This is a genomic window from Arthrobacter sp. UYCo732, from assembly GCF_040547265.1.
Classification (GTDB): domain Bacteria; phylum Actinomycetota; class Actinomycetes; order Actinomycetales; family Micrococcaceae; genus Arthrobacter.
Window position 1 is genome coordinate 409,942 of the sequence record NZ_JBEPPJ010000002.1, and the last position, 21,251, is coordinate 431,192.

The 21,251-nt window shown below is 64.1% G+C and carries 39 protein-coding genes; 29 read left to right on the plus strand and 10 right to left on the minus strand.

Translation table 11 applies throughout. From position 1 onward, the window contains the following. Positions 1–43 precede the first annotated feature (43 nt). Together ABIB45_RS05815 and ABIB45_RS05820 are read left to right on the plus strand one after the other, a co-directional pair. Positions 44–685: a hypothetical protein gene (locus ABIB45_RS05815; RefSeq protein WP_354214962.1), complete on the plus strand. Its 642-nt coding sequence runs from the start codon at positions 44–46 to the stop codon at positions 683–685. After that, positions 685–1,944 (plus strand): matrixin family metalloprotease, encoded by a 1,260-nt coding sequence (locus ABIB45_RS05820; protein ID WP_354214963.1) that lies wholly within the window; start codon positions 685–687, stop codon positions 1,942–1,944. Before ABIB45_RS05815 ends, ABIB45_RS05820 begins: the two co-directional genes overlap by 1 nt. Here ABIB45_RS05820 and ABIB45_RS05825 read toward each other — a convergent pair. After that, positions 1,939–2,601: a DUF7255 family protein gene (locus ABIB45_RS05825; protein WP_354214964.1), complete on the minus strand. Its 663-nt coding sequence runs from the start codon at positions 2,599–2,601 to the stop codon at positions 1,939–1,941. The two genes, ABIB45_RS05820 and ABIB45_RS05825, sit on opposite strands and share 6 nt — an antisense overlap. 53 nt (positions 2,602–2,654) lie before the next feature. Here ABIB45_RS05825 and ABIB45_RS05830 point away from each other — a divergent pair, with 53 nt between their 5' ends. From ABIB45_RS05830 to ABIB45_RS05855, 6 genes are all read left to right on the plus strand, one after another. Then, entirely contained in the window at positions 2,655–3,125 is a 471-nt protein-coding gene (locus ABIB45_RS05830; RefSeq protein WP_354214965.1) for a hypothetical protein, read from the plus strand. Positions 3,126–3,161: 36 nt separating this feature from the next. Further along, positions 3,162–3,350, plus strand: a complete 189-nt coding sequence (locus tag ABIB45_RS05835; protein ID WP_354214966.1) for a hypothetical protein — start codon at positions 3,162–3,164, stop codon at positions 3,348–3,350. Between the two features lie 232 nt (positions 3,351–3,582). After that, positions 3,583–3,744 carry a hypothetical protein gene (locus ABIB45_RS05840; protein WP_354214967.1) on the plus strand — a complete coding sequence of 54 codons (162 nt, stop codon included), beginning with the start codon at positions 3,583–3,585 and terminating at the stop codon, positions 3,742–3,744. Continuing rightward, a complete protein-coding gene (locus ABIB45_RS05845; RefSeq protein ID WP_354214968.1) occupies positions 3,741–4,040 on the plus strand; it encodes a hypothetical protein in 300 nt (99 codons plus the stop codon). Before ABIB45_RS05840 ends, ABIB45_RS05845 begins: the two co-directional genes overlap by 4 nt. 83 nt (positions 4,041–4,123) lie before the next feature. Continuing rightward, the gene (locus ABIB45_RS05850; RefSeq protein ID WP_354214969.1) at positions 4,124–4,489 is read left to right on the plus strand and encodes a DUF3846 domain-containing protein; all 366 of its coding nucleotides are present in this window, start codon (positions 4,124–4,126) and stop codon (positions 4,487–4,489) included. Between the two features lie 3 nt (positions 4,490–4,492). Further along, positions 4,493–5,083 (plus strand): hypothetical protein, encoded by a 591-nt coding sequence (locus ABIB45_RS05855; protein WP_354214970.1) that lies wholly within the window; start codon positions 4,493–4,495, stop codon positions 5,081–5,083. Positions 5,084–5,140: 57 nt separating this feature from the next. Here the strand turns inward: ABIB45_RS05855 and ABIB45_RS05860 are convergent, their stop codons facing one another. Continuing rightward, positions 5,141–5,326, minus strand: coding sequence for a YegP family protein (locus ABIB45_RS05860; RefSeq protein ID WP_354214971.1), 186 nt, complete (start codon positions 5,324–5,326; stop codon positions 5,141–5,143). Positions 5,327–5,444: 118 nt separating this feature from the next. Here ABIB45_RS05860 and ABIB45_RS05865 point away from each other — a divergent pair, with 118 nt between their 5' ends. From ABIB45_RS05865 to ABIB45_RS05940, 16 genes are all read left to right on the plus strand, one after another. Beyond that, the gene (locus ABIB45_RS05865) at positions 5,445–5,825 is read left to right on the plus strand and encodes a hypothetical protein (protein WP_354214972.1); all 381 of its coding nucleotides are present in this window, start codon (positions 5,445–5,447) and stop codon (positions 5,823–5,825) included. Positions 5,826–5,936: 111 nt separating this feature from the next. Further along, positions 5,937–7,403, plus strand: a complete 1,467-nt coding sequence (locus ABIB45_RS05870) for a hypothetical protein (protein WP_354214973.1) — start codon at positions 5,937–5,939, stop codon at positions 7,401–7,403. 89 nt (positions 7,404–7,492) lie between these two features. Then, positions 7,493–7,732 (plus strand): hypothetical protein, encoded by a 240-nt coding sequence (locus ABIB45_RS05875; RefSeq protein ID WP_354214974.1) that lies wholly within the window; start codon positions 7,493–7,495, stop codon positions 7,730–7,732. After that, entirely contained in the window at positions 7,729–8,007 is a 279-nt protein-coding gene (locus tag ABIB45_RS05880; protein WP_354214975.1) for a hypothetical protein, read from the plus strand. The genes ABIB45_RS05875 and ABIB45_RS05880 overlap by 4 nt, the downstream gene beginning before the upstream one ends. Next, positions 8,004–8,645: a hypothetical protein gene (locus ABIB45_RS05885; RefSeq protein WP_354214976.1), complete on the plus strand. Its 642-nt coding sequence runs from the start codon at positions 8,004–8,006 to the stop codon at positions 8,643–8,645. Before ABIB45_RS05880 ends, ABIB45_RS05885 begins: the two co-directional genes overlap by 4 nt. Before the next feature lie 39 nt (positions 8,646–8,684). Beyond that, on the plus strand, positions 8,685–9,149 hold the full coding sequence (locus tag ABIB45_RS05890; RefSeq protein WP_354214977.1) for a hypothetical protein: 465 nt from the start codon (positions 8,685–8,687) through the stop codon (positions 9,147–9,149). Positions 9,150–9,184: 35 nt separating this feature from the next. Continuing rightward, positions 9,185–9,460, plus strand: coding sequence for a hypothetical protein (locus ABIB45_RS05895; protein WP_354214978.1), 276 nt, complete (start codon positions 9,185–9,187; stop codon positions 9,458–9,460). Continuing rightward, positions 9,457–9,969: a hypothetical protein gene (locus ABIB45_RS05900; protein WP_354214979.1), complete on the plus strand. Its 513-nt coding sequence runs from the start codon at positions 9,457–9,459 to the stop codon at positions 9,967–9,969. Before ABIB45_RS05895 ends, ABIB45_RS05900 begins: the two co-directional genes overlap by 4 nt. A gap of 37 nt (positions 9,970–10,006) precedes the next feature. After that, positions 10,007–10,258, plus strand: a complete 252-nt coding sequence (locus ABIB45_RS05905) for a hypothetical protein (RefSeq protein ID WP_354214980.1) — start codon at positions 10,007–10,009, stop codon at positions 10,256–10,258. Between the two features lie 82 nt (positions 10,259–10,340). Next, entirely contained in the window at positions 10,341–10,622 is a 282-nt protein-coding gene (locus ABIB45_RS05910; protein ID WP_354214981.1) for a hypothetical protein, read from the plus strand. Positions 10,623–10,678: 56 nt separating this feature from the next. Beyond that, positions 10,679–11,002, plus strand: a complete 324-nt coding sequence (locus ABIB45_RS05915) for a hypothetical protein (protein ID WP_354214982.1) — start codon at positions 10,679–10,681, stop codon at positions 11,000–11,002. 76 nt (positions 11,003–11,078) lie between these two features. After that, positions 11,079–11,939 carry a hypothetical protein gene (locus ABIB45_RS05920; RefSeq protein WP_354214983.1) on the plus strand — a complete coding sequence of 287 codons (861 nt, stop codon included), beginning with the start codon at positions 11,079–11,081 and terminating at the stop codon, positions 11,937–11,939. Positions 11,940–11,977: 38 nt separating this feature from the next. Then, on the plus strand, positions 11,978–12,253 hold the full coding sequence (locus tag ABIB45_RS05925; protein ID WP_354214984.1) for a hypothetical protein: 276 nt from the start codon (positions 11,978–11,980) through the stop codon (positions 12,251–12,253). Beyond that, entirely contained in the window at positions 12,250–12,666 is a 417-nt protein-coding gene (locus ABIB45_RS05930; RefSeq protein WP_354214985.1) for a hypothetical protein, read from the plus strand. The genes ABIB45_RS05925 and ABIB45_RS05930 overlap by 4 nt, the downstream gene beginning before the upstream one ends. Beyond that, positions 12,663–13,079 (plus strand): hypothetical protein, encoded by a 417-nt coding sequence (locus tag ABIB45_RS05935; RefSeq protein ID WP_354214986.1) that lies wholly within the window; start codon positions 12,663–12,665, stop codon positions 13,077–13,079. Before ABIB45_RS05930 ends, ABIB45_RS05935 begins: the two co-directional genes overlap by 4 nt. Before the next feature lie 32 nt (positions 13,080–13,111). Further along, on the plus strand, positions 13,112–13,468 hold the full coding sequence (locus tag ABIB45_RS05940; protein WP_354214987.1) for a DUF7455 domain-containing protein: 357 nt from the start codon (positions 13,112–13,114) through the stop codon (positions 13,466–13,468). Between the two features lie 102 nt (positions 13,469–13,570). On the opposite strand, the gene ABIB45_RS05945 is transcribed toward ABIB45_RS05940, so the two are convergent. The 5 genes from ABIB45_RS05945 to ABIB45_RS05965 form a co-directional block, all read right to left on the minus strand. Next, positions 13,571–15,628 carry a helix-turn-helix transcriptional regulator gene (locus ABIB45_RS05945; RefSeq protein ID WP_354214988.1) on the minus strand — a complete coding sequence of 686 codons (2,058 nt, stop codon included), beginning with the start codon at positions 15,626–15,628 and terminating at the stop codon, positions 13,571–13,573. Between the two features lie 51 nt (positions 15,629–15,679). Then, positions 15,680–16,156, minus strand: a complete 477-nt coding sequence (locus tag ABIB45_RS05950) for a hypothetical protein (RefSeq protein ID WP_354214989.1) — start codon at positions 16,154–16,156, stop codon at positions 15,680–15,682. Between the two features lie 132 nt (positions 16,157–16,288). After that, on the minus strand, positions 16,289–16,651 hold the full coding sequence (locus ABIB45_RS05955; RefSeq protein WP_354214990.1) for a DUF6283 family protein: 363 nt from the start codon (positions 16,649–16,651) through the stop codon (positions 16,289–16,291). A 106-nt stretch (positions 16,652–16,757) separates the two neighbouring features. After that, positions 16,758–17,336: a thioredoxin-like domain-containing protein gene (locus ABIB45_RS05960; protein WP_354214991.1), complete on the minus strand. Its 579-nt coding sequence runs from the start codon at positions 17,334–17,336 to the stop codon at positions 16,758–16,760. A 45-nt stretch (positions 17,337–17,381) separates the two neighbouring features. Then, the gene (locus ABIB45_RS05965) at positions 17,382–18,011 is read right to left on the minus strand and encodes a DUF305 domain-containing protein (RefSeq protein ID WP_354214992.1); all 630 of its coding nucleotides are present in this window, start codon (positions 18,009–18,011) and stop codon (positions 17,382–17,384) included. Between the two features lie 342 nt (positions 18,012–18,353). On the opposite strand from ABIB45_RS05965, the gene ABIB45_RS05970 reads away from it, so the two are divergent. Then, complete coding sequence (locus ABIB45_RS05970; protein WP_354214993.1) at positions 18,354–18,545, plus strand: YegP family protein; 192 nt, start codon at positions 18,354–18,356, stop codon at positions 18,543–18,545. A gap of 26 nt (positions 18,546–18,571) precedes the next feature. Here the strand turns inward: ABIB45_RS05970 and ABIB45_RS05975 are convergent, their stop codons facing one another. Genes ABIB45_RS05975 through ABIB45_RS05985 form a run of 3 tightly spaced genes read right to left on the minus strand, consistent with a single transcriptional unit; the run spans position 18,572 to position 19,742 of the window. Further along, a complete protein-coding gene (locus ABIB45_RS05975; RefSeq protein WP_354214994.1) occupies positions 18,572–18,907 on the minus strand; it encodes a hypothetical protein in 336 nt (111 codons plus the stop codon). A gap of 53 nt (positions 18,908–18,960) precedes the next feature. Then, on the minus strand, positions 18,961–19,473 hold the full coding sequence (locus ABIB45_RS05980; protein WP_354214995.1) for a hypothetical protein: 513 nt from the start codon (positions 19,471–19,473) through the stop codon (positions 18,961–18,963). Next, complete coding sequence (locus tag ABIB45_RS05985; RefSeq protein ID WP_354214996.1) at positions 19,470–19,742, minus strand: hypothetical protein; 273 nt, start codon at positions 19,740–19,742, stop codon at positions 19,470–19,472. Before ABIB45_RS05985 ends, ABIB45_RS05980 begins: the two co-directional genes overlap by 4 nt. A 78-nt stretch (positions 19,743–19,820) precedes the next feature. Here ABIB45_RS05985 and ABIB45_RS05990 point away from each other — a divergent pair, with 78 nt between their 5' ends. From ABIB45_RS05990 to ABIB45_RS06005, 4 genes are all read left to right on the plus strand, one after another. After that, on the plus strand, positions 19,821–20,222 hold the full coding sequence (locus tag ABIB45_RS05990) for a hypothetical protein (RefSeq protein WP_354214997.1): 402 nt from the start codon (positions 19,821–19,823) through the stop codon (positions 20,220–20,222). A gap of 84 nt (positions 20,223–20,306) precedes the next feature. Next, positions 20,307–20,504 (plus strand): hypothetical protein, encoded by a 198-nt coding sequence (locus tag ABIB45_RS05995; RefSeq protein ID WP_354214998.1) that lies wholly within the window; start codon positions 20,307–20,309, stop codon positions 20,502–20,504. 7 nt (positions 20,505–20,511) lie between these two features. Next, positions 20,512–21,003, plus strand: a complete 492-nt coding sequence (locus tag ABIB45_RS06000) for a DUF2306 domain-containing protein (protein ID WP_354214999.1) — start codon at positions 20,512–20,514, stop codon at positions 21,001–21,003. 63 nt (positions 21,004–21,066) lie between these two features. After that, the gene (locus ABIB45_RS06005) at positions 21,067–21,246 is read left to right on the plus strand and encodes a hypothetical protein (protein WP_354215000.1); all 180 of its coding nucleotides are present in this window, start codon (positions 21,067–21,069) and stop codon (positions 21,244–21,246) included. The last annotated feature ends 5 nt before the right edge of the window (positions 21,247–21,251 follow it).

A 21,251-nucleotide genomic window follows, 5' to 3' on the forward strand; every position in this document is an offset into this window, starting at 1 on the left:
CTCCACGTGGAGCCACGGACCTCCTGCCGCACACATAAATGGCATGAGTGCACACACGTCCGAAACCACCACGGTTGACATCAGGATCGCCACCCCGTTGCCGTCCAGCGTCCTATTGACCCTCGGTGCCCTGCTTGACTCCGCCTACCCCGGCGCCCAGCTGGCCACCAATGATGAGAAGTACCGGGACCAGGTCATCTTCCGCGTCGACAACGCGAAGCGACAGACCGTGGATGACGTCACTGCGGCGGACTTGCGGGTGGAGCCTAGCGGCGAGGACCTGGACATCATTGCCCTGGGTCCCGAAGGTGTTCGGACGCTGACACCGGAATTTATCGCCGACAGTTTCCTGCCCGTCATCAAGGCGGCCTTCGAGATGAACCCGGAGGCCGAGAACTACCTCGAATTCACGCTCATCGACAAAGAAGACCACCATCGCTACCTCCTGACCTTCTGTAAGTCCGCCCACCAGACTCCGCACGAGCTGCGGAAACTCGCTGAGCAGGATCTCGCTGACGCGCGAGGTGTGATCCACCGGCAGTACGCCGCCGCCATCTACGGGCTGTTGGGACAACCGCGTGCCGGCCGCCCCGACACCTACGAGGCAGGGGTCAAGGCTGCACTGGACGCTGTCCGGCAACTCGGGTTCCCGTACACCGATGACTCATCGGACGACGAAGGCTGATGGACGGGCAATCCGTCGATCTCACCGATCCGCCCCTGACCCGGCGGGAAGTGCGCCGCCGCGAAGAGGCCGCACGCACCCAGCAGCCGGTCCCGGAACCGTCGGGCCAGGAACTGCCGCCGCCAGAGCCTCCGAGGCCCGCACCGGACAGCACAGCGCCCCGCAGCTCGCCTTCGGGACGGGTCCCGCAATGGGCTGTTGACGACGCAGCCGGAAATCCGCCGCAGGACACCGGCTGGCGCGGGGGACTGGCGCCGGTAACCTACGACTGGGAAACGAAGCCGCATTTACCTCACCAGGCCTTTGTGCCTCCCTCTGTCCGCTACCCCTCTCCGATCAAGCGGTTCTTCCGTGCCCTGGGGAGCACGGTCCGCGACATCGTCAGCGGGGTGTGGAGCTTCGTCAAGTTCCTCGCCCTGGCAGCGATCCTCAGTGTCGCCGGCTGGAACGCCCTCACCCACTTTGCCCCCGGCATGGCCTCCGACATCGAAGGCTGGGGCGCCTCCTACGGCATCAGGAACCCCTTGCCGGAGATCCTCGCCGGCGGGTGGCCGCCGTCCACCTCGAACGGCGGGGCGCCCCCGCCCGGAGCCGACTCCGATCAGCCGCTCGGGGTTCCCGCGCCGGCGGCGGGGAACAGCAGCTCCTATGCGTTCCTGAGCGCCGGCACCGACCAGGCATTCGTCTCGTACGACCCGTGCCGGCCCATCCACTACGTTGTCCGGCCAGACCGCGCCCCGGCCGGAGGCGAGCAGGCCATCGCCGACGCCGTCGCCGAGGTGTCACGCGCCACCGGGTTCGTTTTCGTCAACGACGGATTCACTTCCGAAGGTCCCTCCCAGAACCGCGCCGCCAAACAGGAAAACCGCTACGGCGACCGCTGGGCGCCGGTCCTCTTCGCCTGGGAGACCACCGCCGAACAGCCGCAGTTCCGCGACAATCTGGGAGCAGGATCAACCACCCTCGGACTGGGCGGCAGCATCTCCGTCACCGTCAGCGGCAAGAACCCCACCTACGTGACCGGACAGGTCCGGCTCAACGCCGCCGCGCTGGCCAAAATTGGCCGCGGCTACCATGGGCAGGACAGGCTCAAAGCCGTCGTCCAGCACGAACTCGCCCACGTCATAGGCCTGGACCACGTCCCCGACTCAACCCAGCTGATGGCCGCCACCATGACCGAAGAATCCACTGACTTCGGTGCCGGGGACCTGGCCGGGCTGGCCATCCTGGGCACGGGGAAGTGCCGCCCGGACCTATGAACCGGCGGCCGCCGGCACCGTGCGGGACTGAATGAATCCCCGGAGCGCTGCCGGATCCAGGAGGACACCACGCTTGGTCGCCCGGTTGACGTTCAGACCGCCGATCTCGTCGTGGATGGACACCCGGGCAAGCGCTACGCCGGGCGAGTGCAGCGCGTAGGCATCCTTGAGCGCGTCGTACATTGCCCGCTGCTTCCACCGGGAAGACCCGAGCGGGCCAAGGATTCCCTCAGCGTCGGATCCACCGAACATCCGATTCGATGACGGGTTAGCCCATTTCCCGCCGTGCTTTCCCGCGCTTAGGCACCTATCCTCCGTCTCCAGCGTGTAGCGGCTGTAGGCGTGGGTCCACGGGAGGCGAGGGAATCCAGGGGTCGCCAGGGAGAGGCTGCGGTAGCGGTTGAAATGCAGGTCCTCATCGAACTCGATGAGTAGATCGTCGGCCTGGAGGTCCCATCCATGCGGTGCCAAGACAGGCCGGACGGGAACCCCTCCCAATGCCCTGAAGCTGACCATCAGAGGGTCCACGGCAGTTGCAGCAAGCGCAGCTGTGGTCGCCCACGGGATAGTGGCTTTCGTCGGCTTCCACAGCACGCGGTATCCGGCGTTCTGCAGCGACGCCATGAAGGATCTGGCCCGGCGCTCAGTGGTTCCCATGCTGCATTTTAACGGCGAGCATGGCGAATCGGACTTCCGCACACATGAACCGCATGACAACTCTCAGCGAAACCTACACGCACAAACAGCCACTACAACACCGCATCACCCGCCTCGACACCCCCGAATCCGTCCACTATTACGGCCGGACCTACGACAACTACCCCCGACCCGACGGTACCTTCGAGCTGCCGTCGCCCGACTACGTCCGCCGGTTCTCCCAGCCGGAGGACACGTACCTTATCGAGGTCCTGGGCGGGAAGGGACAGCCGACCGGTGAGTTCAACGTGCTCAACGGGGAGGAATTCCGTGAGGAGTTCCAGCCGCACGAGGAGCCGTATTTCGAATACGGTGTCCAGTTCCTCCCGCGGCCCCGCGACATTGTGGAGCACGGCGGCAACCTGGAGAACGCCCGTGAGGCCCTGAAAGCCCTCCCGGTCCTTCGCGACTCCGGCGACTCCGGCGACTACGGCATCGTGCGCCGTTCCGTCATGGAACCGGGGCCGTGGGAACGCATCGAGTAGCTGCTCAGGGTGCAATGGACACGTAGCAATCAGTCCGTGGAGAGCACCTACGAAGTCAAGGTCGTTGCTAAGGATGTCAGCCTGACTGGCCCCAACAAGATCGTCATTGAGAAAGACGGCCAGAGACTGAAGTGCGATGATCCATCGAGCGACGACCTCAGGAACAAGACCCCGCTGAACTGCGAGCCTCCGACGTCGGTCACGAAGATCGAAGCAGAGAAGTAGAACGAGCCGCGTCCACGGAATAGGGGCGCGCCGGTCAGACGTGCAGGGCGCCGGCTGATGCCGCACACATGACGCGCATGAAACGAACCCCGGTCTACATCACCGTCCGCGAGAACAACACCACCGTCATCGACAGCCACCCGGAAGGGTTCCCCGTCGACGGGGACGCCCTGCACGACTGCGCCACGCTCCGTAAGCGCGCAGAGGCACTCATCAATTCTGACAGGTTCTGTTGGCCGCCGCGCGAGCCTGGCTCGGGGGACCCCTGCACCCGAGCGACCCGCCGCTCAGCCCCGTCCAGGTAGCCCAGCTCATCACCAAACTGTTCACCGGCGGCGCCCCGCGCTTCGTCGCGTTCGCCCCCGCCCTGCAGAAAGTCCAGGTCGCCTCATGATCAGTAAGTTCCGCACGTACCGGGCCAAGATCGCCGTTGACGGTGTCGCACCACTGACCTTCACCGAATGGCTCTACGGGCGCATCGCAGGCAACCTGGAACTCCGTGCCGCCACCCTGGCCAAGAAGCGGGGAGACCATGCTTCCCTGAACCATGCCCTGCTGGCCGTCTGGGCCGGCAACCAGAGCCGCGGCGGCCACCTCGCGGCCAGCCTTCCACCGCACGAACTCTCCCAGGCCATCAAACAGGGAAGGCTTCGGCTCGTTCTGGATCCTTACCGTTCTCCGCACGGCTAAAGGGCCCAAGCCCGGGGGAGGGCGGTTCACGCCGCCGCACACATGAGGTACAGGAAGAAACACCCCTCACCCAAGGAGTCGCCATGAAGGCAGCCATCATCCCGGCCGACAACACCCAGCCGATCCGCTTCGCCGACATCGACCCCGGGCAGGAGTTGTCCGGCCTGGTCGGCGGGGATTTCCAGTTGGTGGGACTCCGCGACTACTCGATGAACATGTACCTGAACGAGAACGGCAAGCTCGAGAACCTTCCGACCAACTTCCGAGCCACCGTTCTGTGCAACTGGGCCGAATCCATCCGCGCCGACGATTACATCAACGGGGACGCCGTCGTACTCGGCCCGATCGACGAAGAAGAGGGCGAGGACACCGGCCTGGCCGAGGTCCAGTGCAGCTGGCTGGAACGCTTCGACGCTGAACTCTCCGACCTGAATCACGTCGGAGACTAGTCGATGCCCGCACCGCTGTACCGCAATGTCCACTCCGATCAGGAGGAGCTGATCGCAGTGCTGACCGAACGGTACGCCCATCAGAAGATCCGTTTCGACACTGGTTTCGACGGCAGTGTCCCGGTCCAGGCCACCGGGCGGATCGGCCGCCAGTTCTTCTACTTCCGTTTCCGCTACGACACCGCGTCCCTGACGCTCGGGACAGCGGACCACCGTGTGGCTGCCAGCCGCGCCAAACACGCTCGCCGCAAGGCACTGCGTGAGCTGCGGCGGGGGAACGTCGACGACGGGTTCATGGGCTTCATGCTGAAACGGGACCTTCGCCGGGACACCTCGTTGGACCGCCACCCGTCCCGCGCCGTCTGGTACGCCGTCATCAACGACGTCACCGGAGAGCAGTACGCCGGGCATCTGGAGGCTGAAGAGTCAGCGGAGCTGTTCGTCGAGCTGATGAGCAGGCTGCAGCCGGTCCCGAAGCGGAAGCTTGGAAGCCACTCGTTCGCGGCGCTGCGTCGGGGCTCGTACACGCCGCCGATGCCCGACCACCGGATCGTGATCCGCAAGCATCAGGGCCGTCACATCCCCAGAGCCTGACACGCGAAGGCCCGTCCACCCCGCACTGGGACGGCCGGGCCTTCGGCCTTACTGCAGTCAGGATTCTTCGGTGAGATCCACGACGTCGGAGCCTGCGTTCTTCTTCACGGATTCGATCCCGTTCAGGGCGCTGGCCTTGGACTTGTAGCTCTCCGAGGAAGCGATCGTTTCGCCGTTTCCGGCCTTGAGCCGGAACCTGTAACCGCCGGACTTGTCCTTGTACACCTCAAATTTTCCTGCCATGCGCGCCCCTCCGCTTCGGTGAATCCGGCCAGATGGCCGCTGGGCCACACACTACCGAGAAGCAGGGCAACAGGCCACCCTGATGATCCCGACAGGTGCCGCCGCACACATCAGTGGCATGACAGCTTTTCGTGCGGAAGCACAGAACCCCGAAACCTCACCCGAGCGTCTCCACGAGCTCATCGATCTTCCCGGAAATCGCGGCGATTGCGACTCCGATGCCGGATGGTGCCGCGAGTACGTGGCCGCCAACCCCAGCGCCTCCGTAGAAACACTGGCGCAGCTGGCCATAGACCAGGACGACTTCATGGCACGCCTCGGGGTCGCCAAAAACCAGTCCACGCCTACCGCCCTCGTCACAACCCTGGTCGATGACCGGAACGACATGGTCGCCAACGCCGCCCGTGAACGCCTCGGCCTGGACTCGCGCCCGCGCCCTTCTATCCGGATCCCGGGATTACCAAAATTCGATCCGACCACTGGAAGGATGATCCGCTAACCGCAATATCGGTAGCCCGGTTGGATAGCATGATGCCGGGAGTCCGGAATCACGGGCTGCATCCGATACAAAAACTGTTCAAACACGGAGCGCGCAAGATTCAAATTCGACTTGGGGGAGATTGAAATTTACTACTCAGAATCGGTGGCCTCAGGCCGCCGGCAAATAGCACGTGACAGCCCTGAACCCAGCTGGATCGGGGGCGCCAAAGTCTGGACCTGGATTCTCAATGGCGTCCTTGCGCTCCGAGCAGCAGCCCGCTTCCGCGCCGTCCAATACCTGGCCGCGCTGATCTTCATCGTTTCAAGCGCCGGAATGATCGCCGCCGTCTCCCTTCTTGTAATCATCGCGGCCTCGATGGTTGCAAGCCTCAAAACTGGAGACCTGCCGATTGAGCTCTTGATGTTCGGGCCCGCCGCAGTCTGGCTCGCCGTCTCACCGATCATCGGGGTCTTCACCGCGCTGTTCGGCCGCCGTCGTACGAGCAGCCTTCCTCTGTCCGTGCTTCGGTTCATGGGCGCCCCGGCGCGGGAATCCCTGCGGGCATGGGACGGCATCTTCTTCCACGTCGACAAAAAGATCGGGCGCGTCATCGCCAGGCCGCTGCTGTGGCTGCTCCGGAAGCCCAGACGGTTCATTATCGTGGCGGCGGTTCTGGCCATCACATTCCTGCTGGTTGCCTCCGGGATCCTTCTGCCCGGCCACCTGGTGTCGTGGGCCAACCAATTCGGCCGCGGCGTCAAATTCGTCGGAGGTACAGGTGTTGGGGCCATGTTCTGGGTCGTCTTCGTCCTCATCATTCTTTTCTTCGTCGCATTGATCACCTACCTGTTTCTCATCCTCTACGTGTGGCTTAGAAGCGCACTCGTGGCGCTGCCCCTGCTGTTCCTCTTCGTACTGTCCAAAGACTCTGATTTGGCGGCCGTGAAACCTTTCTGGGACCCCGCTGTCGACCTCGTCACCTATCTGCCTCCCGGGATCACCGAAGCGTACGACCAGCCTGTAGACAACTTGCTCACCGCGGTTTTGGTCAACCTTTCCAGGGTTTTCATCGGCAACCCGGGGGCTCCTACGACGATCGGGATGATCCTCACCGGTGTCCTGATCGGCTGGCTGCCCTACATGCTGGAGCAGCTCGACAAGCCCACACCACGGGAAGTCGTGGCGCGCCACGGTTGGGTGGAAGCCAACGAACAGGCACAGGCAAACAGGAAGCACCTGGTCTACGTCAACGCACTCTGGGGCGGCGGTCTTGCCGTTCTCTTCTTTGCCTTTTCACCCACGTGGTACCTGGTGTCCACTCTCGAAAAGACCGTTTGGTACACCTTCCTCTTTGTCGTCATCCCGGTCGGGACAGGCCTCCTGGTCGTTCGTGCCATCGTGAAGAAGGTCCGCAAGTCCGGCCGGATCACCCGCCCCCGGCCCCTGGACATGTCCGCCGAAGAGACTTCCGAAGCACTGGGAGCCCCGGAGAAACTCCCCTCGATCGCTGAGAACTACACCCCGATGGCCCGTCTGCTGTCGGAGGCCCAAAGGCTGAGGAGTATCGCGCCGGCCGAGGAGCCAGCGCCAATCTAGGCCGCCGGGTTGCGGCCAGTGGGGTCCGGCCGGCGCCGGCCTCCATTGGCCTGGTGACAGCCGCCGTGGCTTCCGCACACATCAGGACCATGGAAACACTTACCACCGGTGCGGACCCGGCAGCAGGCCCCGACGTCAACGTCCGCCTCAACCTTGCCCAGGACCCTGCCACCGAGAGCCAGGCACTGTGGCAGCTCATCGATGACGCCAATGACCTGGTCGCAAACACCGCCCGTACCCGCCTGGGCCTGACCCGCCGCCCCACGTACGAACCGCATGTCGTGCACATCCCCGTCATCGACACTGTCACCGGACGGCTCGTGGCATGAGCGCTCCCGCTGTCTTCAGCGTCGGGACGGGAATCTACCGTGCGAGCGTCCTGAAGGTCCCGGCCGACGCCGCCCGCCTCCAGGGCGACTACGTCCAGACCGACGACATGTACAACCGCGGCGGCTCCGACCGCAGCATCTGGATCCAGTTCTCCGGCTCCGTCCTCATTGAACGCCTCGGCGAGGACGGGAAGCCTGTCGATCAGGATGTCCTCCTCGCCTCCGAATTCAACACACGCTTCGGCTTCGCCCTCCCCACAAGCAACCGGACATGAGCGGCGGCGCCTTCGACTACCTGTGCATGGCCTACGACCTCAACGGCGTGTTTGAACGGCAGGAACAGATGGCCATGATGGCAACGACCCTCCGTGACTGGGGCCACGACGGCGCCGCGGCGGAAACCGAAGCCCTCCACGCTGACCTGGAGCGACTCGACAGTTCCGTCATGGACCGTGTCGAACGGTTGCGCGGTGTCTGGAAGGCCGTGGAGTGGACCACCTCCTTCGACTGGGGACCTGACTCCGTAACCGAAGCCGTCCAGGAACTCGAATCACTGACCGACCCCTCACGCGTTACGCAGGACGCCCGGGTACGATCGACCGTGAGCATTTTCCAGGACTGGCCGGACCAGCCGACATGGGCCGGGAACACCGAAATCGTCGGCGCCGACGGCGACGCGGACGGCGACCCTGACCAAACCATCGAACGGCAGTTCTCCCTCGAGGTGACCGTCGGCGGATCCACCGCACGGGTCGAGGAAACCCACCTCCGTATGGAGGGGCAGGAGAACGCCGGCCTCATCGAGAAGATCGGCCCGCTCGTCAGCTTCAGCCCCGACGACCTGACTCCTGAAATGGCCGCAGACACCCTCACTGCCCTGACGGAGCTGCTGGCCAGCTACAACCGCGCCTGAGTGGTGAGCGTTCCGGCCCCCGACGCACACATAGGGCGTATGGAACCGTTTCGCATCATCACGACCCCCGAGGAACTCGCTGCCCTGACGATCAGCACGATCGTCTGCCCGGTACGGCAACCCGGCCTGGCCTACCGCAAGGCGTGGTCGGACCTGTTCACGACGTTCGAGTCACCCAAAGAGTGGGACAACCGGGAGGCCTGGACGATCCTGACCATGCACTGCCCGGACGACAAGCCTGAGGTCTGGGTACTGTGGGATGCCGCTGCGAAGAAGGACCCGCTGCCCAAGCAGGGAGCCTTCATCACCGTCGTGCCGTCGCGATCCCCGCGCCGGAAGGCCCACATCGGGTTCGGCTACGCCAAGTCCGCCATCACGGGTCAGCTCCACAGCGGCGTCGCCCAGGAAGACCTGGCCATCCTGCAGCTGGACCCGGTCAGCAGCCAGTACGTCGTGCTTCACAACATCCCCAAAGGGACGCTCAAATCCCAGCTGCCCTGGTAAATAGTCAGCGCAGAACCAACAAAAAGGACAAGAACGTGACTGAAACGCAATTCATCTACCTCATTGGAATGTCTGCCGGCGCCGTAACTGGAATCGTGCTCGCCTTCGTCCTTCGACCCCGTGTCATCAAGGCCCGTACCGCGGCACGACGCGTAAACGCATTGAAGGTCGCGGACCTTGCCGCTGACCCTTCCCAAAACCTCACCGTCGCTTCTGCCCTGGATCTGCTCACCAAATACCGCAGTGTTGGGGCGCTGTCGGAGCAGGAGTTTGACTCCCAGAAGGCCCGTCTGGTTGGTGATTTGGCGTGAACCCCTACCGTATTGTCCGCTCCGAAGCGGAGCTCGATGCAGTCGCCATCGACTCGCTCGTCTGCCCGGCCTACTACCTGAGCGCAATCCACGAGAAGTCCGCCCCGAACGAATGGGTGGAACCTGGCAGTGAGGACACCCTCCCGACCGCAGCCGTGTGGGAAGTCATGACCGGATCCTACGAGACCCTGGTCATGGACGAAGACCGGGAGGCGTGGGTGCTCATTGATGCTGCCGCCCCCAAACTTGTTCGGCCTCCCCGGCCCGCCACCTCGCCGGATTACGCCACCCGGGTCCAGAACCGCGCCGCGGAATTCGTGACACACCAGACGCTCGACGAAGCCCGCCAGGCCATTGAGGACGCCGTGGGGGACGGAGTCACCATCGGGCACACCAACATTTGGAAACGGCCCAAGGACGCTTACGATTACCGTTCGCATGTCCACATCCCGGCCGGCACCGCTGTTTCGCAGTTTCCCTGGAATTCACCCGCTGCCGCTACCATCTGATCCACGTGCCGAGTGGGCACAGAAATGGAGGACAGCTATGCCGCACTACCCCGACGACGTGGTCCGCTACACGCGCGATGACATCCTTCAGACGCTGGCCGAAACACTCGGCTCTACCCCCGATGACGCACGGATTGTGGACGCCTACGAGCAGATCGTCAGCGAGTGGGCACTGCACGCGGAGGACTCGGACGCCGAGTACATGCGGTTCTTTCAGGAAGGGCCCGTCGCCACCCGGATAGACCTCGCCGCCGCCCAGGCGTGGGCTACAGGGCGTGTCCTGCTGTAGGCCGCAAAGTGTCGCCAAAATCACTGCCGGACATGCCCCGGATGTAACCTTCCGGACGCTTTATCAGCGCATGTTTATAGGTATGACCCCCTGTACGAATCACCGCTACTTCCTGCCCAGTTACGGGCTGGCTTTCGAGGCCTCCTGGCCCAGGCCGGCACGCACGGGAAGCAGTTGGATCCGTGCCCGCCTCCAGGGCCTGCTCTTCGACGGGCCGGCGCCGGGTAGCCCCGAGGGAACCGTGAATCCGGATGCACTGTCCGCTGCCGTGCAGCTGATCGAGGCGCAGGACATTGAGGCTGCCACGATGGCTTTCACGGAGCTGGGTTACCACGTCAGGGTGCATGCGCACGCCCTGCGGTGAGTGGACTCCTGGTTGCCGCACACATGCGGACCACCAGATCCCCGAAGGAGCCCCCTGTGTCCGCCACCAAGTTCATCCCCGTCAGCCCCGGCCGCCTGAATAGGCCGGCGTGGCATCGCGCTTACGTCGCGGAACTCGGGCCGGTCAGCAAGACACCCGGCGAGCATGGCTCCATCACCAGCTATGAGGTCTACCTGAACCGCGAACGCATCGGCACCGTCGCCGGCACCCTGAAATCTGCCACCAGCAGCCTGCGCGCGTGGCTTCCGGACCGCACCGCCGCTGGTATCACCCAGCACGGGCATACCCGCTTCGAAGCTGTCGACGCGCTGGTCCGCAGCCACCTGGCCGAGATCCGGAGGCACCCCATCGCCGCCTGACGCCGGAGAGCTCCACGGCGCCCTCCGCACACATGTTGCTCATAGCCACCTGTCCCAGAATCCGAAGGACCCATCCATGAGCACCAAGATCTACCACGGCTTCCGTCTCACCGAAGGCACCGATCTCGCCACCTTCAAGTATCAGGTTCGCAGCGTCATCGACCCGCTTCGGGACCAGGAAGATCTCAAGCTGCTGGCCGTCGAGACAGCCAAATTCGTGGACAGCCGCTGGCTGGCAGGCGAGCCCATCCCTGCCGGCGCCGCCGCGGCCGCCTACGCCACGTGGTCCGAAGCCCAGTCCAAGATGAGTGCCTACGACTATGACCACGACCTGAACCGGTTCGAGCTCAGCATCGGCACCGACCCCGGCACTGGACGCATCATGGTCATTGCCCGCGCAGAAAACCATGTCCTGATGGACGCCTTTAAGGAGCTGTCCGGTGTCGAAGAATTCGGCTACTGGGACAACACCGATGCCTACCCTGAGGGTGTCACCGAAGCTGACTGGAAGATCCGCGAAGCAGCCTGGGACCGGATGTTGCCAGGACTGGGCCGGATCTCCGACACCATGGACACGTGGACCCTCCGCGATTCGGTGGAGATCCGTGAGGAACTGCGGGACACCGACACCATCGTGCTGCACATCCATGACCTGGCTGACCGCGCCGAGGGCACCGGCATGGACGCCTACGCCGACCACCTGCACCTCGAGTGTGGCGTCGACGTCATGCGTGCCGTCCAGCACGTCGCCTTCGGCCGCGGGCACAGCGTGCGCCCTGTCATCGACACCGTAGCTTCCTTCCTGCCCGCAATCACCGCCGAGCTGATCACCCAAGGCTCCCGGAATGCCGTCGACACCGGTTACCGGGACGCTGTCAGGTCAGCCTGTGAGGAACTCCACGAGCAGGACAAGAAGGAACTGGCGAGGAAAGACTGACTAATGCCCGGAGGGACCGTCAACGCATGTATACCGGTATGACCCCCGGACAGAATCACAGCTACTACCTGATCCAGAAACAACGCATCGTCGAGCTCGCCTGGCCGCCGCCGCCCAAGAGCGCCGAAGTCAGCTTCAAGGGGCGGGTTCTCCGGTTGCTTCACGGCGGGCCCAGGCCCGGGTCGCCGGAGCAATGCGTGGACCCCGGAGACTTCGAATCCGCAGTCAATGTCCTGGACCAGCAGGACATCGAAGCCGCGATCTCGGCCTTCACCAGGCTCGGCTACCAGGTCACCGTCAGGACCCTGCGATGAGCCGCGGCGGATTCACGGCGCACCTTGCCTCCTTGCGAGGTGCGGCAGCGGTTCAAGAGCCACCGGCCACGGCCGCCGAACCATTGCCGCTGAGAGCAACCAGCTGCGACGTTGTGCTCGGCCACCAGGACAAGATCACCGCCGGGGTGCCCGGCTGCATTTGCGGACTGACCTACCCGGAGGACTCCTTCGCCTACTGGGCCGTCCGGCACGCCCAGCACGTCGCCGACGAGGTCGTCTCCCACACCCTGGCCGCCGCTGTCGCCGCGATCCGCGCCGGCAGCGAAAACTACGATCACCCTGACCGCTGGGGCGCCAAGGGGTGCGACAGCCAGACAGCCATCGACGCCATCACCAACCTGCTCCGGCGCGGGAACGAACCGGATCGAACGAAAGAGGCAACCACCGCATGAGCACGTCATTGCCGCCGGCACCCGATCTCCGGTCCGGAATCAACGCCGTCACCTTCTTCACTTTTGCCATGTTCTGTATCCGGCTCTGGACCGGCCTGGACCCACAGCCTGACCCGATTGTGGACGCCATCGAACGCGCCACCAACGCGAACATGGACGCCTACGTCGTCGGCCTCGGCGTCGCCCTTTTCGGGCTCTGGCTGCTGCTGCGGTACCTGGTCGGAGCCGTCGTCAACGGGCTTGCATCCCAGGCCGGGACGGCCGTGTCCTGGCTTTCCGTCGTGACGGCGTTGCTCGTGGTCGGGGCCGTGGTGACACCGTTTACTGCCGGACTGACCGGGGTGGCCGTCATCGCCGCCTTCGGCACCAACTGGGCGGTCGAGGCTACCCGGTTGAGGCACGCGGCCGGGTGAGAGCCGGCAGCGCTGCCGTACACATGGGCTTCATGACTACTGATACGTTGACGAAGCCGCTGAGCAAGCTGGCCGTTGAGCTGAACGAACACCTGAAAACCCAGTCCGAAGAGCGCACCCTTCACCGGCTGGACATCTGCGACCGCTGCCCTCAGGCTGCCCAGTCGATTTTCACGTTCAGGATTGCCGACGCCGACGGCGGTGAAGGCGCCGAAATGGACATCATTCTGTGCGGCCATCACACCCGGCAGCATCTGCCGGCGATGCTCTCCAAGAACCCGGCAACCTACTGGATCGAACCCCAGGAGCTGCTGAGCATCCGCGGTATCAATGTGGAATCCACCGGCCGGGGCAAGACCGGTGACGGCCTCACCGATGGCTCCCGCTAAGGCCATCGAGACCGCTTACGCCGCCGCATGCTCCGCCTGCCGCGCGCACGGTGTGGAAACCAGCCCGGGCCCGCTCGGCGCGGCTCGGAAACGGCTGGCGGCCTAGTCCTCCAGGATTCGCTGGCGGCGGGCCACGGCCAGGGCCTCCTCCAAAGAGTGGGCCCCCAGTTTCTTCAGGATCGACCGCCGCTGGGATTTGACGGTGTTGACGGAAACGTTCAGCGCGACGGCCACATCGTTCGCGGCCCCGTGCGTGGCGAACGAGTTCAGGACCACCAGCTCCCGGGGGGACAGGGACGCCGTCTGGGCTCTCGCCGGTATCAGCGACACCGGTGCCAGGATGCCGGGCTCGGTCGTGTGGACGTGGCCGGCCACCACAGCAATGTCGTTCCCTGGCAGGAGCGCGGCCGTCATAGTCAGCCCGTACTCCTTCATGAAGGAAGCTGCGGCCTGGGCGTTGTCACGTGCCCCGGCAGGGTCGTTGAGCCGTTCCATGGCGGCGGCGCGCAGCAGCAGCCGGTGCACTTCGACGCGAGGACCGACACCATCCATTTTGCCGGTCAACAGCAAAGTCCTGGTCGGGTCATCCGAGTACAGCGCGATCCGGGCCCGGGTCAGCTGCACCCGGGGTTCGTTCCGGGAGTGCTTCGTAAGGGCAGCCGCAGCCTTCAGGGACTGTCCGGCGGCCAGGTAGGAGTTGGCGCGCAGGCAGTCCAAATCGATCTGCCCTGCGGGATTCAGCGGCCACCGGTTGGCCTGGCGGATTTTGGCTTCCAGCGTTGCCGGGCCAAGTACCTGCCCCTTGAGGTGTAGGTCGAGCATGGATCTGAACGTGACGATGGAGGGCCAGAATTCCGAGACCTGCATCTCGTCATTGATGAGGTCCAGGTAGGCAGAGGCTTCCTCGAAGCTCTGGCGGTCCAAGGCTTCACGGACCTGCGCCAGCCGGAACGTTGTCGCCCAGTAGCCGTCCAGCATCCCTGGCGGCCACCGGGTACTCTCGAGCACCTTGAGATGCACTCTGGCCTCAATGGACTTACCCGCCAATCCCAGGGTGAAGGCAAGCAGCCCCCTCGTCAGGAGCGCCGATGGTCCGGAGCCGGCCCGCCGGCTGGCATCCAGCGCCTTCAACAGGAGCTCTTCTGCCCGTTCGAACTGGTGGGCATGGATGTGGGCGATGGCGGCCTGGTCGTAGAGTGTCGGCTCCAGTGCCGCCAGTCGCTCCTGCAGATCCCAGGGGCTCTCTTCGAAGCTTTGGACGGCACGGTTCGCGAATTTCAGGGCGCCGTCAAGCTTGCCGATGAAGCGCATCGCCGTACTCTCCAGTGTGAGCATCCAGATGCGTTGACCGGGATCCATCGAGGACCTGTACATGCCGGCGAAGACAATTGCCAGGCCGAAGTACTCCAATGACTTCACCCGGCCTGAGGGCAGTGCGCTGTGGCCGAGGGCCAACGCCATGACCAGCACGGGGTACTTACGAAGCCGTGAAATCGGCAGCGTCTCCAAGATGATTCGCACCGCCTGGGTCTGGGAGACAAGGAGGGTGATGTGGTGGTCGCAGGCAATCTGCGAGGCAAGGTTCAGGTCGCCCAGGGTAACTGCCTGCCGCAGTGCGTTGATCGTATTGCCGACGGCAAGGTCGTGCTCGATCACGATTCGAGTCAGCCGGTCAGTAACCCTCGGGTCAATGGACTTTACTGACCGCAGCAGCAGGGTCCTGACCACTGTGGTGTACTCAAATCGGCGGTGGCCGGCGATGTCAAACCACATGCCGAGACCCTTATCCTCCAGGTCATCCAGGATTGCCGTGACGTTGTTGGCGCCGCTCATCTGTGCGGCCAGCTCAAGGGTGAAGGATTCGGGGATGGAGGTTCGGATCATAAAATCCTTGACGGCATGCCCCAGTGTGGACTGCGCCAAGGACATCTGCAGGAAGTCCTCAACCGCGGTGTTGACGGACGCGCAGATACTCCCCGTCCCGGCCTGACCATAGACCGTCATTGTGGCTCGGGTCAGCAGCGGATGGCCGGCGGTTGCGGCGTGCAGCTCGGCAGGATCCATCGAGATGCCTCGGAGGGAAAGCAAATCGGCCGTCTCTTCAATGCTCAGCTGGAGAGGCTCATTGCCGACGAGCACAGTATCGAGCTTAGAAGCCACCGAAGACGATTCCAGGAACGACCTGCCCCGTGCGGCCGCCACAGCTTTAATCTAAGGGCAGGCATGCAGCATCCAGACCATGTCCTCGAAAAGATCCCGGTCCTTCACCAGGTCAACCCTGTCCACGACGACAGTGGTTTCGGGAATGTAGGGCACGAAGCGGCGCAGCACGGTCCGAATGTCAGCTCCGGCCATGATCGCGTCAGCGCATTCGACGATGAGCTGGCGGACCTGCTCATCGACCCGCTGGGACGTCCCTATGATCAACTCGCGCCAGAAAGTAATCCGGTCGGTGTACCTCTCGTCCAAGGAGACCCAGGAGATGTAACCGGGCGTTGCGCCGGAAGAGGCCCAGTCGGCCAGGGCCACGGTCTTGCCGGCGCCGGACGGCGCGCGCACGATGACAAGGTCATGATCCTGCACGAGGCCGGCGATCAGTTCAGTGAGGCGTGGACGGGAGACGACCGTCCGGGGAACTCTCGGTAAGCCGAAGACCGGCGAAACCGGCGCTTCGGCGGCAGACATCATGGCGGGTTCCCCCTGGTAGTTCTCCGGAGGCTCCACCCATGCCCCCGTGGATTGGCGTAGTTCTGACCACCATACAGGCGCAGGATAGGAGAAGGGGGCGCGTTACGTCCCGCCACTTAGGAGAGCGGCGTCTCAGCCGTGCGCTTCCACCCAATCCGCCAGGGTCGGGAAGACAGAAGCGTCCATATCCAGTTCGTCACGGTTGTACAGCCCCATCCGTCCTCCGATCCGCATCATCTGGTTGGCCTTACCTTCACGCTCCATCGTGATCATCGCCCCTGCGCAATGCTTGGACGTTGCCGTGAGCTCCGCGGAGCCGTCCTCGGATTCATAGGAGAGCGTCTGGTGGCAGTGGAAGGAGGCGTCGGCTTCAAGGGAGTCGGCGATGTCCTGTGCGCGGTCGCGGCTCAGGAAGGGTTGCCGGTCGTTACGGAACGGGCAGTTACCGCAGGGACGTTTCAGGGCGAAGGGTGCGGGGGCTGGGTTGTTGCTCATGGTCGTGATGTGTGCGGAGTGGCTCGTGCCGGTCTTCGCGCCGGCGCCCGAAGTGCGAAAAGCGCCCCCGCCCGGGTGGACGGTGGCGCTCGTGGATTCGCCGAGGCTAGTTCATGACCCCGCCGGTGCACGGAGCCCCGGGCTCGGGGGTCTGCTCACCCTGGACATAGGTGTGCAGGAAGGCCGGCAGCCGGGTGTCGGAGGCGCTGTCGAGGGTCAGCTGGACACCCCAGGCCGTGGCGGTGATCGGGCTTGCCTGGTCCGGGTAGGGGCTGAGCAGGATGTACGGGTTTTTTCCGACCAGGCCGGCCAGGGTTTTGATCTGGTCCGCGGGCAGGTCCGGGCGGTACGTCAGCCAGACGGCTCCGTGTTCCATGGAGTGAACGGCCTGCATTTCCTGGACCGGGGTTGTGTAGATGCCGCAGCTGGTCCATCGGGCGCTGTGATTGCCGCCGACACCGGGGGACTGGTCGTAGGTGACTGGGGTGGTGACATGCTCGCTGGTCAGGTTGCTGTAGAACTTCACTCCCTCGATCTGGGCGGCGGAAGCCTGCGGGGCTGCGGGGACCGGTGGCGTGCTGGCCGGCGCAGGGGTGCCGCAGGAAACGGTCCCGGCAAGGGCGAGCAGGGCAATGCCTGTCCCCAGGGCCCGGAATGTCCGGCTGGAGCGTGGTGTGGATGTCATGGTGCCTTTCGTTTGCCGCCGGGCGGCGGCATGGGAGGGGATGGTCTATCCGGCGAGCATCTTCTGCATGGCGGTGATTTCCGCAGTCTGCGCGGCAATCATCTTCGTGGTGAAGGTCCGGACGGTTTCGGTCGTGGCCCGCTGCTGAGCGGCCTCGGCCATGGCAATACCGCCCTGGTGGTGACTGATCATCAGGGTCAGGAAGATCGTGTCGGCGTCCTGCCCGGTGGCTTTGCGGAGCCGGTCCATGTCGTCGGCCGAGGCCAGGCCCGGCATGGGTTCGGTGGTTTTCTGCTGGGTGTTCGCGACGTCGTGCGTGTCGTGGCCGCTGGCGTGCATCCACGCCATGGAATCACCGGAAGACGTCTGCTGCAGGCCCCATCCCCGCAGCCAGGCGAACATCTGTCCGTTCTGCTGCTGTTGGGTCAGGGCCAGGTCGTACGCCAGGGAACGGATGTCAGGGTCTGTTGACCGTTCCAGGATCAGCATGGACATTTCCACCGCCTGCGTGTGGTGCGTCTGCATGTCGCGGGCGAACCCTGCATCGGCGCTGACCTCGGAAGGAGGGGCCGGTGTTGCCGTGGCCCGCCCGACGTTGAAGGCCAGGACGAGGAGGATGGCGACGACGACCCCTGTGAACAGGGCCAGGTAGCGGAAGGGGATGATGGAAAGCATGGGGGCTTCCTGCTAAGGAACAGATACTCCTGCCATGTGTGCGGACCATGGGGTCCGGGTCACCGGGTTAGCGCCCCGGCGGCGCCTGCGGACCATCAAAAAGGGTTGATGCATCGGCCGGGGCCGTCGTCAGGACCAGAGGCTCGACAGGTTGTTCTCCCATCGCGATGAGCAGCTCGTCAATCGAGATCTGCCCTTCCAGTTCACCGTCAGTCCCCAAACACATAGCAAGACCATAGGCGAGGGGTGCCCCGCGTCGCGGTAAAGACACACACTGCCGGAGCCAGCGGATAGTCTGTGGCGTAGCGGCCGTCGGGCCGGGGTCGACGAAGGGGACAAGCAATGGCTGGCAAATATGAGGTTTTCGCTGACGACGAGGGCGGCTTCCGCTTCCGCCTGAAGGCGTCCAACGGGGACATCGTCGCAACGTCCCAGAATTACAAAACCAAGACCAGCGTCCTCCGAGGCATCGACGTCCTGCGTAAAAATGCCGAAACGGACAAGGTCACCGACCTCACCGTCGCCCCCTCATAAGTTCATGCCGTGAGCTGATGCGGGGCTTAGAAGTCCTTAGCCGCGGTGCGGTATGCGCGGGCATCCCCCGCTAGCGCGATGATTTCTGACTGAGTTGATGCCAGCGAGCCATCGGCCAGGGCAGCGGCGTTGTTCAGAGCCTGGTGGAGTGCCACCCAGAGCGGGTTCAGCTCGGAGCCTTCGGTGAGCAGGTCGACCCCGGTGGCGTCCTCGACGAAAGCCCGCCAATCAGCAAGGACCGTGTCCCTGTTGGCGTAGCCGAACTTCAAGTAGTCGTCCGGGGTCGCTTCGAATTCCTCCCCGTTTTCGAGACGGACAATCATGGTGGCCTTTACAGGGCGCTCATACGTTGCGGTTTTCATAGCCGCTATGTGTACGGAAGATGCAGCCAGGCTCCCCGGAAGCGTCGGAACTTTCAGCTGCCCCTGCCGAGAAAGGTTCTCAGGCGGATCATGTGAGCCTCGGTGAGGCCGTCCGAGAGGGTGGGACGGACGATGAAGAACGGTACTTTGTTCGCGAGTGCGTGCGGGACCAGCTGATCGTAGGCGTCACGGTACTCCGGCTCGTCATCGAGCCACGCTACTGGCCTGGTGGGTTCGTCGATGAGCTGGGCCAGGACCGCTGAGTGCTTCCAGTCCAACTCCTTGAACCTGTGCTCCTCGAACGGGATCACCTCGAATTCGGGAAGCCCCAACGCGGGCGCCAGCTCCGCTGCTGCGGACTTCTCCCACGCGGTGAGCCAGCGTATTTCGGCCAGCCCGGCAAGTTCGTGGATCCAGCCGACAACCTCGAGGTTGTACCGGACGCCCGTGCTGTCGTTCCTGGTCCAAGCAACGCGCGGGTCAGAGTAGTCGTTGGCGGGGTCGACAATGGTGACAATTGGGCCGTCGACGTCGAGGAAAAGGACTGGCCGGAGAAGTGCCGTCACTTGGTGATGTCCGTATACTTTCCGGGCTCCTCGTTGGTAAGGGTAGACCAGTCGCAGTTGACGCTGGAGCCGCCGTGCACCGAGGAGAACAGGCACCAGGCGTAGCCCCTGTCGGTCTTGAGCCAGCCCTGTGTCAGGTACTCGGAAGGATCTCCTGCAGGAAGCCGGTGTTCGTTGTCGCAGCCCGCCAGCCCCAGTGCCAGCAACGCCAAGACGGAAGCAATCGCTGGCCGGGGGACTCTCGTCTTGAGAAATTTTGAGGCTGTCATGTCCCCTATGTGTAGGGAGCAGGGCCCCACCCTCACCGGGAGGGGAGATGCCGTGCCGGCGCCGCACACATGGAAACCATGACCGCCACTGCTACCGAATCCCTGCCCGCCATCGTCGAAGCCCTCAGAACAGACCCAGAAGCACGCTTCGCCATCTCACTGGACCGCCTCGCGTACGCCAAAGACAACTTTGCGCTCGGATCCGACCTGGTGCGCACCTTCGTCCGGAACGTTGACCGCAGCGCCCTGACGGGCCAGCTTGCCCACGATGTCGCCACCTTCCGCGCCGGCTTGCAGGCCATCACCGGCCGCCGGGAAATCCTTGGCGCACGCTACGGGGACTTGGCCATCGCCGTCCGCGACGCCGGCGGATCCCTCTTCGACTTCGAAACTGATGCCTGGGCCCGCGAAGTCACCGAACGAATTGGGGCAGCGGACTCCGAGCTCGCCCGCAGGATTGCCGAACGCTCAGCGGCTTAAGGGTCCGGCGACGGCAGGAGGATCTGCCGTACACATCAGTAGTGTGGAAGCGAACGTCTTCCCATGATCCTGAGAGGGAATACCATGCCCGAATTGAAGAACTCCCGTCACGGCTACACGCACGTCACCGAGCCGAACCGTCCCCGTGTTCAGCTCGCCGGTGCCGGAGCCGGGGGTGTCCATGCGAACCAGAACAACCGGCACCACAAGGTAGGGAAGACGAGCCGGGTCAGTACCCGCAACGCCCAGCTGCGTGCCGTCCTCCGCCACGACTACAGCTAGGTCGACGGTGGCGAACGAGGCTCTGATCGCCGTTCACGCGGTGGCTGCCGGGTACACGTTGCTTTTCGGCGCCTTCCAGCTGTTGCGGAAGAAGGGCGGACCACTGCACCGGGTGATCGGCCGGATCTGGGTGGCCGCGATCTACATCGTGGCGATCACCTCGTTCTGGGTGCGAACCCTCAACGGCGGATTCTCCTGGCTGCATGCCCTGTCGGTGCTGACCCTTCTCACCGTGACGATGGGGCTGGTGGCAGCGATACGAGGCAGCATCCCGTCCCATAAGGCGTTCATGATGGGTAGCTATTTCGGCGTCCTCGGCGCCTTCATCGGCGTCATCGCCGTTCCCGGACGCAGATTGCCTCAGATGGCTGTCCACGACCTTCCGCTGCTGATCCTCTGGCTGGCAGCCCTGATACTCACCGCCGGGTGCACTGTGGCGGGGACGGCACGCTTGGCTTCCACCGCGGGGGAGCGGATCGAAATACGCCGTACCAGTTGATGGGATGATTTTCCGGTTGCCGCACCGGTGACCGGAGTGTGAAGCGCCGCACACATGCAAGGCATGAGAACCCGCAAAGCACTCCAAATCCTGATCCTCGCCGCCGCACTTGCCATCGGTGTCAGCCAGCCGACCTTCAACGGCCTGTCGCTGCTGACCCTTCTGGCGCTCCCCACAGTCTTCCTGCTCCAGCCCGGCGCCATGATCCGGTTCCGCCGCCCGGTACTGACCCTCGTCAAATAGTTCAC

Coding starts and splice junctions, on each gene's coding strand:
- ABIB45_RS05965 (WP_354214992.1), bottom strand. CDS start 18,011: ATGCTTTCCATCATCCCCTTCCGCTACCTGGCCCTGTTCACAGGGGTC.
- ABIB45_RS05970 (WP_354214993.1), top strand. CDS start 18,354: ATGGCTGGCAAATATGAGGTTTTCGCTGACGACGAGGGCGGCTTCCGC.
- ABIB45_RS05920 (WP_354214983.1), top strand. CDS start 11,079: ATGAGCACCAAGATCTACCACGGCTTCCGTCTCACCGAAGGCACCGAT.
- ABIB45_RS05950 (WP_354214989.1), bottom strand. CDS start 16,156: ATGATGTCTGCCGCCGAAGCGCCGGTTTCGCCGGTCTTCGGCTTACCG.
- ABIB45_RS05925 (WP_354214984.1), top strand. CDS start 11,978: ATGACCCCCGGACAGAATCACAGCTACTACCTGATCCAGAAACAACGC.
- ABIB45_RS05815 (WP_354214962.1), top strand. CDS start 44: ATGAGTGCACACACGTCCGAAACCACCACGGTTGACATCAGGATCGCC.
- ABIB45_RS05860 (WP_354214971.1), bottom strand. CDS start 5,326: ATGGCAGGAAAATTTGAGGTGTACAAGGACAAGTCCGGCGGTTACAGG.
- ABIB45_RS05880 (WP_354214975.1), top strand. CDS start 7,729: ATGAGCGCTCCCGCTGTCTTCAGCGTCGGGACGGGAATCTACCGTGCG.
- ABIB45_RS05940 (WP_354214987.1), top strand. CDS start 13,112: ATGACTACTGATACGTTGACGAAGCCGCTGAGCAAGCTGGCCGTTGAG.
- ABIB45_RS05855 (WP_354214970.1), top strand. CDS start 4,493: ATGCCCGCACCGCTGTACCGCAATGTCCACTCCGATCAGGAGGAGCTG.
- ABIB45_RS05825 (WP_354214964.1), bottom strand. CDS start 2,601: ATGGGAACCACTGAGCGCCGGGCCAGATCCTTCATGGCGTCGCTGCAG.
- ABIB45_RS05865 (WP_354214972.1), top strand. CDS start 5,445: ATGACAGCTTTTCGTGCGGAAGCACAGAACCCCGAAACCTCACCCGAG.
- ABIB45_RS06005 (WP_354215000.1), top strand. CDS start 21,067: ATGAGAACCCGCAAAGCACTCCAAATCCTGATCCTCGCCGCCGCACTT.
- ABIB45_RS05975 (WP_354214994.1), bottom strand. CDS start 18,907: ATGAAAACCGCAACGTATGAGCGCCCTGTAAAGGCCACCATGATTGTC.
- ABIB45_RS05845 (WP_354214968.1), top strand. CDS start 3,741: ATGATCAGTAAGTTCCGCACGTACCGGGCCAAGATCGCCGTTGACGGT.
- ABIB45_RS05830 (WP_354214965.1), top strand. CDS start 2,655: ATGACAACTCTCAGCGAAACCTACACGCACAAACAGCCACTACAACAC.
- ABIB45_RS05995 (WP_354214998.1), top strand. CDS start 20,307: ATGCCCGAATTGAAGAACTCCCGTCACGGCTACACGCACGTCACCGAG.
- ABIB45_RS05935 (WP_354214986.1), top strand. CDS start 12,663: ATGAGCACGTCATTGCCGCCGGCACCCGATCTCCGGTCCGGAATCAAC.
- ABIB45_RS05955 (WP_354214990.1), bottom strand. CDS start 16,651: ATGAGCAACAACCCAGCCCCCGCACCCTTCGCCCTGAAACGTCCCTGC.
- ABIB45_RS05960 (WP_354214991.1), bottom strand. CDS start 17,336: ATGACATCCACACCACGCTCCAGCCGGACATTCCGGGCCCTGGGGACA.
- ABIB45_RS05875 (WP_354214974.1), top strand. CDS start 7,493: ATGGAAACACTTACCACCGGTGCGGACCCGGCAGCAGGCCCCGACGTC.
- ABIB45_RS05985 (WP_354214996.1), bottom strand. CDS start 19,742: ATGACAGCCTCAAAATTTCTCAAGACGAGAGTCCCCCGGCCAGCGATT.
- ABIB45_RS05905 (WP_354214980.1), top strand. CDS start 10,007: ATGCCGCACTACCCCGACGACGTGGTCCGCTACACGCGCGATGACATC.
- ABIB45_RS05890 (WP_354214977.1), top strand. CDS start 8,685: ATGGAACCGTTTCGCATCATCACGACCCCCGAGGAACTCGCTGCCCTG.
- ABIB45_RS05910 (WP_354214981.1), top strand. CDS start 10,341: ATGACCCCCTGTACGAATCACCGCTACTTCCTGCCCAGTTACGGGCTG.
- ABIB45_RS05850 (WP_354214969.1), top strand. CDS start 4,124: ATGAAGGCAGCCATCATCCCGGCCGACAACACCCAGCCGATCCGCTTC.
- ABIB45_RS05820 (WP_354214963.1), top strand. CDS start 685: ATGGACGGGCAATCCGTCGATCTCACCGATCCGCCCCTGACCCGGCGG.
- ABIB45_RS05930 (WP_354214985.1), top strand. CDS start 12,250: ATGAGCCGCGGCGGATTCACGGCGCACCTTGCCTCCTTGCGAGGTGCG.
- ABIB45_RS05885 (WP_354214976.1), top strand. CDS start 8,004: ATGAGCGGCGGCGCCTTCGACTACCTGTGCATGGCCTACGACCTCAAC.
- ABIB45_RS05990 (WP_354214997.1), top strand. CDS start 19,821: ATGACCGCCACTGCTACCGAATCCCTGCCCGCCATCGTCGAAGCCCTC.